Source organism: Vibrio sp. S9_S30, assembly GCF_014694455.1.
Taxonomy (GTDB): domain Bacteria; phylum Pseudomonadota; class Gammaproteobacteria; order Enterobacterales; family Vibrionaceae; genus Vibrio.
This window is the reverse complement of sequence record NZ_JAAUWT010000004.1, coordinates 88,962-101,284: the sequence shown is the minus strand read 5'-3', so window position 1 is coordinate 101,284 and position 12,323 is coordinate 88,962. Positions and strand designations below refer to the sequence as shown.

Annotated in this window: 8 protein-coding genes; 2 read left to right on the top strand and 6 right to left on the bottom strand. The window is 44.0% G+C overall.

Features of this window, described 5'->3' with window-relative positions:
* Positions 1–57: 57 nt before the first annotated feature.
* The 6 genes from HC752_RS06105 to HC752_RS06080 form a co-directional block, all read right to left on the bottom strand.
* Positions 58–2,343, bottom strand: a complete 2,286-nt coding sequence (locus tag HC752_RS06105) for a zinc/cadmium/mercury/lead-transporting ATPase (RefSeq protein WP_190334249.1) — start codon at positions 2,341–2,343, stop codon at positions 58–60.
* Between the two features lie 167 nt (positions 2,344–2,510).
* On the bottom strand, positions 2,511–2,984 hold the full coding sequence (locus HC752_RS06100; protein WP_190334248.1) for a response regulator: 474 nt from the start codon (positions 2,982–2,984) through the stop codon (positions 2,511–2,513).
* Positions 2,971–4,308 (bottom strand): ATP-binding protein, encoded by a 1,338-nt coding sequence (locus HC752_RS06095; protein ID WP_190334247.1) that lies wholly within the window; start codon positions 4,306–4,308, stop codon positions 2,971–2,973. The genes HC752_RS06100 and HC752_RS06095 overlap by 14 nt, the downstream gene beginning before the upstream one ends.
* A gap of 4 nt (positions 4,309–4,312) precedes the next feature.
* Positions 4,313–5,731, bottom strand: a complete 1,419-nt coding sequence (locus HC752_RS06090; protein ID WP_190334246.1) for an SLC13 family permease — start codon at positions 5,729–5,731, stop codon at positions 4,313–4,315.
* Positions 5,732–5,823: 92 nt separating this feature from the next.
* Positions 5,824–7,362 carry an MATE family efflux transporter gene (locus HC752_RS06085; protein ID WP_190334245.1) on the bottom strand — a complete coding sequence of 513 codons (1,539 nt, stop codon included), beginning with the start codon at positions 7,360–7,362 and terminating at the stop codon, positions 5,824–5,826.
* A 109-nt stretch (positions 7,363–7,471) separates the two neighbouring features.
* A complete protein-coding gene (locus HC752_RS06080) occupies positions 7,472–7,891 on the bottom strand; it encodes a CBS domain-containing protein (RefSeq protein ID WP_190334244.1) in 420 nt (139 codons plus the stop codon).
* Positions 7,892–8,672: 781 nt separating this feature from the next.
* On the opposite strand from HC752_RS06080, the gene HC752_RS06075 reads away from it, so the two are divergent.
* Positions 8,673–10,676, top strand: a complete 2,004-nt coding sequence (locus HC752_RS06075) for a bifunctional diguanylate cyclase/phosphodiesterase (protein ID WP_190334243.1) — start codon at positions 8,673–8,675, stop codon at positions 10,674–10,676.
* 553 nt (positions 10,677–11,229) lie between these two features.
* Complete coding sequence (locus tag HC752_RS06070) at positions 11,230–12,207, top strand: chemotaxis protein CheV (protein ID WP_190334242.1); 978 nt, start codon at positions 11,230–11,232, stop codon at positions 12,205–12,207.
* Positions 12,208–12,323: the final 116 nt, after the last annotated feature.

Genomic DNA, 12,323 nt, shown 5'->3' with positions numbered 1-12,323 from the left:
CCACGGTCAAACCTGAGTAAAAAGGGGCACCACCAAGGCACCCCTTTAGAACAGCCTTTAAGACTGAGGTTTAAATCGCAACAAACGCAACGCGTTCAGTGTCACTAGTGCCGTTGCGCCACTATCGGCAAGCACGGCAACCCAAAGCCCCGTGATACCCAACAAGCTAGTGACCAAAAAGATCCCTTTAAGCCCAAGTGACAGAGCGACATTTTGCTGAACGTTTTTTAGCGTAGCTCTAGATAGCTCAATCATTGCGGGTAACTCTACCAGCCGGCTGTGAGTTAAAGCCGCATCCGCTGTATCAAGCGCAACATCCGTGCCGCCCCCCATAGCAATGCCGACCGATGCGGCTTTCATGGCTGGCGCATCGTTAATGCCATCTCCAACCATTGCTATATTTTTTTGAGCCGCCATCTGGTTTACATAAGCCACTTTGTCCGCTGGTAAAAGGCTTGCTTTAAAATCCATTGAAACCTTTTGTGCCATGTCCTTTGCTGCTAATGGATTGTCACCCGTTAGCATAACGGAATCGATACCAAGTTTTTTTAACTTCTGAATGGCTTCTGCTGCATCAACGCGAAGAATATCCTGCCACGCAACCACCCCTTCAACGGCATCATCGACAACAACCCACACAACCGTTTTCCCCTTGGATTCGAGGGATTCTACGCGCTCTTTGTCTCTATCAGTTACAACCCCTTGGTATTTAGAGGGCGAAATCAATGCTAAAGACTTTCCTTCAACAATGCCTGTTATCCCACTTCCCACCAGCGCTTGCTTATTTTCAGCCTCTGGCAGATCTATGCCTGCCTCTTCCGCTTTTTTCACTAATGATTTTGCCAGTGGGTGTGAAGACCCAACTTCAATCGCAGCGGCTCCTCGAAGCAGATATTCCTCAGTGAGTTCATTTAAAGAAATAATGTCGGTCACTTCGGGTTTGCCTTGCGTCAGCGTACCCGTTTTATCGAATGCGACCAACTCGATATTACCCAATAGTTCAAGAGCCGCTCCTCCCTTGATCAAGGCACCCCGTTTTGCTGCCGTCGCTAAGCCCGACGTAATCGCAGCTGGCGTTGAAATAACCAAAGCACAAGGGCACGCAATCAACAATAAAGCTAAACCGCGATACACCCAGGTTTCCCATGGCTGTGCAAAGAAAAGCGGTGGCGTAATGATGACCATCAACGACACTAACATCATCAATGGCGTATACCAGCGGCTGAATTTATCGAGGAAACGCTCCAAAGGTGCTTTTTGGGATTCTGCCTCTTCAATTAAGTGGAGGATTCGGTCAATCGCATTTTCACCTTGTGCGGATGTAATGGTTAGCCTTACCACTTTGTCGGCAACGATTGATCCGGCCATCACCTGATCGCCTACCTGCTTTTCAACAGGTACCGATTCGCCAGTCAGCGCACTCTCATCAAAGCTTGCACTGCCGCTAAACAACTTGCCGTCGGCAGGTAAGCGATCGCCTGGCGCAACTTCAATGATATCCCCAATAACCAATTCGGATGCTGCCACTTCAACACGAGCACCGCCTTCAATGCGTATCGTGGTTTCAGGGACCAATGCCATGAGAGACTGGACTCCACTCCTCGCTCTGGAAGCGGCATAAGCTTCTAACCTCTCGCCAAGTAAGAACAGTAGCAACACCATCGTCGCTTCCACTGTTTCACCAAGATATAAGGCACCGACTGCAGCAACACTCATCAATGTTTCGATAGCGAAAGGTGTCCCACTTCTCGCTAACTGAATCGCTTTTTTACCCACCGGATAAAGACCCGCAAAGAATACGAGCGTAAACAGCCATGAGGCTATTACCGGAGAAAATTGGTTGATGACAGCGGAAACCAACATTGCACTGGATAGCGTAATGATGTTGAGGTTGCTTTTAATAAGCGTTAGCCATTTGTTTTCTTCTAAATGGGTCGGTTTAGATTTTTGAGGCTCTTCGAATTGAAAGCCTGCTTTAAGAACGGCTTGCTCAATTAATGCTACGGTTTCAGCTTTAGAGTACTGCACCACCAATTTTTCGGTGGCGAATAGAACCTTGGCGTGTGAAACATCCGAAAGGGGTGAAACCGCATTCTCTATTTTACGGGCACATGATGGGCAGTCCATACCCAAAATTTTCCAACTACCAGAAAGCGTATCACTTTCTGGCAACCGCTCACCTTCTTCCTCAATCGAAGGCTCGCCTCCACTAGAACAGGTATCACTATCACAGCACGTCCTGATTTTGGTATTGCTGCCTAACGAATCAATAGGAACGCAACTGCTGATAGACAGAGTCGAGGCAGAGCTTTTGTTACTGCAGGCTTCGTGTTTTATGCACATAGTCATTATCCTTCTTATTGTTTATCCACAATCGTTTCCAGCTCACGGTAAACTCTGTGGGTTCGCATATGAACTGTAAGTCGTATGCGTTAGCTGATATTGACTATACACCTTGGAGTCGAGTCTAAGGTCAAGCTTATTTTTGGTAAAAGCTGTTTTTGTGAAAATTACCTCAAACGACTGAACACCGTTTGTTGATCTAATTGCAATTGATACAATTCGTATTCCATTCCAGCATCAAAAATGTATTCCGTCACCAATCTGCGAGCACAATCAATCAACTCTTTCCCATTCCAAGGTTTTTCAAAGTAGCTTTCAATTCGCGCTTTATTAATTGCACAGATGGTATCTTGATGCGTGGCTTGCCCAGTAAGAAGAACCTTCTTTGTATGGGGAAATCGTCTGTCCTCAGATATTTCGGTGAGTAGCTCTACACCCGACTTACCCGGCATAACATGATCGGAAATGATCAGTGCGATATGCGCTCCTTGCGCATCTAAGTCGTCGATAAGATCAAGCGCTTCTTCTGCTGATTCGCAATCTTCTATCTCTAACCAATTCTCCAACGGCGTGAGGTCTTGCAACACAGCACTCAATACTTCTCGTTGGTCATCCACGCAAATGATATTAATTTTTTCCATTACCAACCTCCATGGGTAATTTGATTCTGAAAATGGTTTTTTCAGGGCCACTCTTTACCACGACCGCTCCCTGATAACGGCTCACAATTCGTTTCACTATCGAAAGCCCCAACCCTAAACCAAACGACAATCCACCTTTCTTGGTCGTGAAGTTAGGTTGAAATATCTTCCTGCGGATACTCTCTTTTATTTCCGGTCCGTTATTGGCGATGGTCACCTTAATATGCGCGTCGCTCACACGAGTAATAATATCGATTCCAGGATTAACGGTAGACGTTAATGCATCGCAAGCGTTCTTCAGGATGTTTGCCCAAACTTGCACTAATTCACTTTCACTTCCAGACATGACCGCGGTTGCCGCTGGGCTAAAACGCACGTCTATTCGACGCAAATCATTTTGAAGCAACGCGAGTGCTTTATGAATGCTTTCGTTCACGTCAACCGGCTCGCTTGCTTCCGCATCGCCTCTTCCAAGCTGCTTGACCGATTTAACAATGCTGACTGCATGCCGGGATGCGACTCTCATATCATGTAAGTCGCGTCCAATTCCCCAATATTTCACCGCCTCTTCTGGTGAGTTAAGCCAATCTTGTGTTAAGTCGTTAACAGACATGGCTCTAGCTAAGGATTTCGCAAGCTTTCTCTCTAAGCCGTGTTTACGCACAATCTCATTGGCTCTTACACGAACTTCTGCCGAACCAACGTTTTGACCTTTCATCAACCCTGCATCAACGAATTGACTGGCACCTGGGTGCAGCTCTTCTAGCAAAGCTAGAATTACATCGTGCAAACGTTCCGCTTTGCTGTTTAATACCCCCACCGCATTATTCAATTCATGAGAGATCCCCGCCGCTAATTGACCCAGTGTCGTCATCTGCTCGGCGATATGAAGTTGGGTCAGTGCTTGCTCTTTCTCGACTGACTCTTGCATGGCTCGCTTTTGGCGACGAGACAGTTCATTCAAAATAACGGGGGTAAATTGTTGGGTTAGTGATCCTAAGTTCTCTTCATCTATCGGTCGTGTGTCGTTGTCAATCCAAGCCAACACACTGGGGGATCGGGAAACCACACTGGATGACGCAAGGTAATTGCCAGAGAAAAAACTATGAACACCAATAAATGCTCCTTCTGAGGCACTAAAGACTTTGGTATTGGCGCCAGCCTCTGAGACAGAGACCAAACCTTCCAGCTCTCCGGAAACCACATAGTAAAGCCTTCGGTTTTCTTCACCTTGCACCAACAGTGGCTCGCCTGATTCGAGTGAGAGATAGCATTGAGGATTAGAAAAATAGTGTTCAACGATTTTTTCTACACTGTTGCCCATCGATCTATCCTATATGTCCGACCACGTGAAGAATCCAAACCAATACAAAACTCAATAGAACACCCACAACCCCGAGGATAACGCCCACTTTCGCCATTTGACGACTGTCCACATTGCCTGTCGCGTGGGCTAACGCATTCGGAGGCGTACTAATAGGCAGAGACATGCCCAGCGATGCAGCAAAAGTAACCACCAGAATCAATGTGACTTCCCCTCCGAGAGGCGCGAGTGAAGACATGGACATACCAAGCGCAGCCATGATTGGCATAAGCAAGTTTGCTGTCGCCGTATGAGACATAAAGTTGGCCATGAGTAAGCACAAGAAGGCCGCACCAACAAGCACCACATATGGGGAGAACTCATCAAATGGAATACTATGCACAACCAACCGAGCTAACCCTGTTTTATCCAGTGCAAGACCAAGAGCAATACCACCAGACACCAACCACAGCACATCCCAAGAAATCTTTTTTAAATCTTCTTTATTGATGATTCCAGTCAAAGAAAAAACAGCAACAGGAATGAGCGCAACGGTATAAGAATTCATTCCGTGGGACGACCCCATCAGCCAAAGTAGAATGGTTAATGCGAATACAATGTATACCGTTATCGCCTTAGGTGTTTTAAGGAACTTCCCTTTGATACTCAGGTTAATCTTCTTTTCGCTTGCTGGATAAAAACGACCGATGACGATCCAAGCTAGAGTCATCATTACAATGACAAACGGCACACCGAATACCATCCACTCACCAAAAGCAATCACATTATCGCCCGTTAGGTACTTCAGAGCGATAGCATTCGGTGGCGTACCTATAGGGGTGCCAATTCCGCCAATATTAGCAGCAACAGGAATAGACAAAGCAAACGCTATTCGACCAGGGTCTTTAGGACCGAATACCGCAATCACTGGCGCCAAAATAGATAGCATCATCGCTGTTGTCGCAGTATTCGACATGAACATAGAAAAGACACCAGTGATCAACATAAGCCCTAACATGACGTTATTCGGGCTACTGCCAAATGGTTTGAGCAGTACACGTGCCAAGTTCACATCTAACCGATACTTTGTTGCCGCTATCGCCAAGAAGAAACCACCGAGAAACAGCATGATAATAGGGCTAGCAAACGTAGCCATAATGTCACTGTGATTGAGCAGTTCACCGAAATGCGGTTGATCTTGATTCGCCCGAAAAAAGATGAGCCCTTTGTCGGAAAGCAACAACAATTCCAGCACAATAATGACAACCGATGTGGCGTAAATTGGAATGGGTTCGAACACCCAGCATAATGCGGCAAGCAAAAAGATAGCAATGACACGTTGCTGAAGTATGGTCATTCCCTCAAATGGAAACGCCGTCAAAGGCAGCATCCAAACAAAGAGTGGAATGGAGAGTGGAACGAAATACTTGATGTACTGACGCATATGACAACTGTGCTTCCTTATACTGCGGATGTGTCTATTATCCGCGATATAAGGAAACCGGCTCATGGCGTTAGATCAATGAATATGCAAACTTATTCCTTAGGGTCTGCATCTCTTTCGAGTCGAATTCCCTCTGGTAAGTTCGAGTTACGTATTGGTGTCGTCTTTGCGATGTGACAAATGGGTTTCTGAGCGGTGACTTCTTCCATCATGACCGGATCACAGTTGTAAAATGATGCCATATTAACGGTGGTCACCACGGGTTCGATCTCGTCAGGGATCACTTCTGGTTTTGATTTTTGTGAAGCAAACATCGATTGAACATGGTGTTGTAATACTCCAAGACCCAATATGCCAAATGCAACCGTCCCCACCGCTTGCCCATACAATACACCCAGTGCACCAAACCACTCTGCGCCTAAATAGACAAATGGAATGGTTCCTAACGTTGCTTTACCTAAATTCAAAGCGGTTGAATAGATTGGCTTTCCTAGATTATTAAACGACGTATTCGCAACAAACAACGCTCCGTTGAAAACAAAGCTAAGGGACACGACAGTACAAAACGCCACAACCATAGTTTGCGCATCGCCAGTAAGACTAAAACTTGAAATGATGAAATCTTGTATGAGATACAGAATTCCTGACACCAACAAACAATAGACCGTGACAAATAACAAAGAGTTACGCAGCGTGTCTCGCACTCTGTCGACTCTTTCTGCGCCATAATTCTGCCCAATGATCGGACCAACAGCACCCGATAGAGCAAAAATCACCGCAAACGCCACAGGTATAACACGGCCAATCACAGCATAGCCCGCAACATAGTCTTCACCAAATTGGGCAATATTAGCAGTAACAACGGCATTACCAATTGGTGTTGCCGTATTGGTGATAACCGCTGGGAGTGCGATAGTCAAAATGGTCCGCAAGTCCTTCCCAACGTCGAGCCAATTTGGCCACTTCACCAACTTATGAACGCTGATCAAAGGGGCTAAGGCTACATAGAGCATTGTGAATCGCGCCACGACGGAAGCCGCGGCTGCACCTTCTACATTCCAATCGAAACCAAAAATAAAGATAGGATCTAATATCGCATTCACTAAACCGCCAGACAGTGTCGCCCACATGCTGCGCTTTGCATCGCCACTGGCACGCAAACCTGCCCCACTCGCCATTGCTAGCGCTAAAAACGGGCTACTTAGCAAGATGATTTGCAGATACGCTTTCGCTCGTTCCAGCGCCACCCCCTTTGCGCCCACGGCACTCAGCAATTCATCCAAATACGCGTACATGAATAAGGTAACGATCAACGTAATAAAGAAAGAAACCACCAGCGTATTACTGGCAAGCCTAACCGCCTTTTCATGCTGCTTAGCCCCCAACGCTTTCGACACCAGCGCCCCCATCGCAATGGAAGAACCAATAGATACTGACGTAGAAAAAAACAGTAACGTTCCAGCAAACCCAACTGCCGCAGCGAGCTCAACTTGCCCCAACATACTGATAAACAGCATATCGAGAAGATCAACCGCAAATAATGCCAATAAACCTACGGATCCTGCACCAGACATGGTAAGTATGTGCTTCATCGTTGAACCCGTGACAAACGTGGCTTCTTTACCGACCATATTGACGCCTTTATTCACTATTCTTGGTAAGAAACAATAACAAAAAGGGCGCAATATGCGCCTTAAGAATTGAGTTCATTTATCGAGATGTCACAAAACACGGAATGAATTAAACCGGATGTTGGAAACAATCTTTTAAGCTGACGCCAATGGCTTTCAGCACTTCAGTTCGTGTAATGATCCCCAAAAATTTCCCATCAACATTAACGACTGGGTACACTTTGGGTTTTCCAACTTTCATCATATCAGCCAGCTCTATGACCGACATTTCAGGTGTCACAGTCAGCACATCTACACTCATACAATCTCTGACTAAATGTGTATCTTGACAGTAATAACTGACCTTCACGAGCTTATCGAGCAAATCTTGTTCAGAAAGAAATCCAATGACCTGTTTTCGTTCATCAATAACGGGACCGCCCATATGTTTCGAACTCATTACCTTATCGAGTGCCGCGGTTAAAGACATGTCCTTAGAAAAAGTTACTGCATTGTGCACCATGTAATCTTTCACTTTTAATGATTCCATCTTCGCTCCTTATATACTCACAAGCGCAGTTAACCTAGGTAACACTTGCTCTTATAATCCAACTTAATCTTTATCCTCAGCAACGAAACTCTAAGAAGAGCTTATTTGTAAGGGTGCAAATTAAGTGTCGTCTAATTTCTTGTTTTTGCTTAATGGAATTCAACTATTTTAATGATAGGTGCCACCTATCTCACTATTAATACATTCCGGTTTAATTAATACATTCCGGTTTAATTAATACATTCCGGTTTAAAAAGACAAGCAAGAGCTATCAAAGATGCTCAATTTTGATACTAGGCGGCAATACATCCAAATTTAACCTTGGTTGGAGAAGTAATAAATGCTCGCTACCTCATGTAACTCAAGGCTTCTAGACCATAACTCACTTAGTAAACATTCACTTAAAAAAAAATGAGTTAACTCATTAAAATCTATTACACTTTTTAATAGCACTCATAGAAACAGGGTTCGAAGAAAGAAAATTTGAACTTTATTCCAGTTCTGTCTCGTTCAGCTAAAGAAATCGATGTGGTGGTCGTAAAGGGTTCCTCTAGGTCTTAGTGATAATTGAGTTACTCACTTATCGCTCTGGCGTTAACGAACAATGCCAATATGTAATTATGTGCTTTGTTTTTGCAGTAAAGGTATATCACTAGTCAAAAAATAGGTAAGAAGACCTTTTGGTCAGCTTGAAATACAGAACCAGCTAGAATGACAGCTCAACATAACTTACTGAAATATCAGGACGTGATGTTAGGGATTATCCACGGACATGAGGTCTATGCGAAAAGAATTTGTATCCATAGCCAGTAAAGTTTCAAGTCAGGTTAAGAAGCCGCTTCTTTGGCTAACATTGGCAGCCTTGCTCTTGCTTTCTGTCACCAGTTACTACTTGTCTTTAACTGAGATGAAAAAGAATGCTTACTCACGCGTTAATTCCGTTGAGCGCTCTACTGCTTCTGCTATTTACAACTTCGACTATGAACAACTGTCTGCTATTACGGCCACTTTCGATAACGACAACCTTTTCTTGCATTTTTCTATTTGGTCAGAAGGTGAAATGCTCGCTCAAACCCGAGAGCTTGACATCTCGACAAAAGAACTTACGTGGAACGAATGGGATCACATTTTTCTGCTCAATTATGTCAATGGTTATGGTGAAGAAATGGTCGTGGGACATATTGAAGCCTACGTGAATCCAGAATACCTGCTGAACTTCTTTGCGCTATCCATTTCTATCTTCCTTGCTTCGCTCCTTCTGATTTCCCTATCGATAATTATCATCGTTAGGCGCTCTTTCCATAAAACGGTCGCACACCGACTTAAACATCTCTCTTCTCAATTTAATCTTCAAAGAGAACAGAACGAATACGAACACTTAAAAAAAATTGAGGATTACCCTCAAAAAGAACGAGATGAAATTTCCGATCTTGTCGATGCTTACAATCTTTCCTCGTTACACGCTTCTCGATACATTGAAGCCATTAACAAGAACAACGAATTATTAGCAACTTTGGCACAAAAAGATCCGCTTACGGGTAACCTTAACCGACAAGCATTTTTAGAGAACATGAATAAAACGTTAGAAAAGTTCGGAACCTATGGAACCCTTGTAAGAATAAATATTCTCAACTTTTCTTCGATAAACCTAAAGTATGGGCAACAACACGGTGATGACATACTCAAAAGAACCAGCCTAGCCCTTACCCAGTACAGCCCTGCAAACGCATCGGTATGCCGGTTGGGCGGCGACGATTTTTTCCTATTTTTACCCGCGAGTGAGCCTTCAGATAACAAGGCCATCTTCACAAACATACAAGAAAGCCTTAACCCACTTGAGGTGAGCATTAATATTGGTATATCGCGGCATCCCGAGAACGCATCTGAAGCTGAACTTCTTATACACTGTGCAGAAATCGCGCTACTCGAAGCTACAGAACTCAAACTGGATTACTGCGAATACCATGAGCAATTTGAAAGCGCTCTAAAACACACGATATACATTGATTCGTTTATCGAAGAGCTTATTACCACCCACAAATTCCATATGCACTATCAACCTCAGATGCACCTGACAACATTTGATATTTTTGGGGCTGAATCGCTTCTTCGGCTGAGTGAGAACGATCAGTCTTCTCCCTGGGAAGTCATAACTCGCGCAGAAAAGACAGGGACCATGCATCAGCTTACGTTAGCGATCATCGAAAAAGTCTTTAAGGACTGGCAACACTCTATCCATACGTGCCCAAATAGCTTTACGCTTTCTATTAATATCTCCCCTCTCTCATTAAGCAAAGCTCACTTTTCTAAAAAACTGCTGTCGTTGGCAGCTCGCTACAATTTCCCTCTAAACAAGCTTGTTTTAGAACTGACAGAATTAGCAAAAGTGCAGCAGCAAAAAGAAGTTAATGACAACCTTCAGCACCTTAGAACGAATGGCGTAAGATTTTCACTGGATGATTTTGGAACAGGCTTTTCTTCATTAGAGTACTTACTCAGCTACGGATTTGATGAAATTAAAATTGACCGAAAGTTTGTTATGGATTTAGACAAGAGAGAAGAATCGATTCAAATCATTAAAGTCATCAACTTCCTTTGTCAAACATTGGGTATGCAAGCCATCGCTGAAGGCATTGAAACAGAAGAAGAAGAACACACATTGCAACGCCTTGGCGTGACGATTGGACAAGGCTTTCGCTATTCCAAAGGGCTGCCAATCAGTCAATTAATGGACTACATATCACAACGCAAAAATATGGAACTGAAACGGTCACTCAATCAGTGAGAAACTCATTAAAGTCAACGTGGTTTCTGCCGATAAACCTGAAAGTATTGAAAAACAATGAGGCATGGAGACCTGTATAGGAAATTTCTGCATTTCCTGAGCATTAACTATAATGTTAGGGTATTGCTGAACTTCGCTCAGTCTTAACTCAGGAATTCGTGCGAGTTCTGCTCTAAATGGTTGCTGGAGCCAGTTGATCTTGAGAGATGATTTTGCAGCAATTTGTGGACTCTTGATACAAGCCAGAGCTTATTCGGTGTAGTCGCTCTACACCAATAAGCGATAACGCCGTAGAAAAGAACCACCAATACTGCGCAAGGGCTCAGTTTTAGCGTTTTATTTTGCTCGGTATTTGCTTGGAATGACCAGCGTCGTACCTTGCACCGCAAACAAAACGCATAGAAATCGACAAAATTTAGCCGAGAAAGGTCAACAGATCCTAGACAGATTCCCTAGCAAATCTCGCTGAATCTAGCACCTTGAGGTTACTTGGGTATATACTAAAATAAACATCAATAACTGCCTGTCAGTCATAACTTGAAATGTGGTATCTATGAGTAACAACCTTAACAGTACGGTTTTAACCGAAAGTGGTACAAATGAGCTTGAAATTATAGAATTTCATCTACAAAAACAACTTCCAGACGGTACAACTAAAACCTGCTATTACGGTATTAACGTTGCGAAAGTTCGCGAAGTAATTCAGGTTCCAGAGACAACGGACTACCCTAATGCACAGCCTCATATGGTTGGCGTGTTCTCTTCACGAGAAAAGCTCACCCCTTTGGTCGATTTGGCAGGGTGGTTGGGCGTGCCCACAAAATCCGAGCTCGAACGCAAGTTTGTCATTGTTACGGATTTTAATCGGATGACTAATGGATTTTTGATCGACAGCATAAGCCGAATTCATCGAATTTCTTGGGAAGATGTAGAGTCACCAAGCCAATTCTTAGAGGCGGGAGAAAATGATTGCGTTGTCGCTGTTGTTCGACAAGATGGCAACCTAATCATGATTTTGGATTTTGAAAAAATCATTGCAGACATCAACCCAGAATTGAGTATGGAAAAATACGATGTCACTATAGATAAGAGCGTTGATCTAAACCAGAGAATGGTCACCAAACGTCAGGCTCGTACGGTTATGGTTGTTGATGATTCAGCGTTTATACGCAGCCTAATTGAAAACACACTCCGATCCGCAGGGTACAACATCATTACCTGTAAGGACGGAGGAGAAGCGCTGGATAAACTGACAGAGTTCGAAGCGTTATCTAAGAAAGAGAACGTTCCTGTAAGCGAATTTGTCGATGCGGTTGTTACCGACGTAGAAATGCCTCGCATGGATGGCATGCACCTGCTTAAAAGGCTACGAGAGAACGACACGTACAGCGCGATGCCAATTGTTATGTTTTCCTCGTTAATGAGTGATGACAACCGTGAGAAAGCATTACAGCTCGGTGCAAACGATACGATAACCAAACCTGAAATTGGCCGTATGATCACAATGATGGACCAATACATTTTCGTATAACGAACATTACATCGATTGACTAAAGCTGCTTCGGCAGCTTTTTTATTTGAACCGACCTTTAACCTTGCTAAAAAATCTGAAAAATTAAGCGCCTACCTAAAACGTCAGAAAGCCCT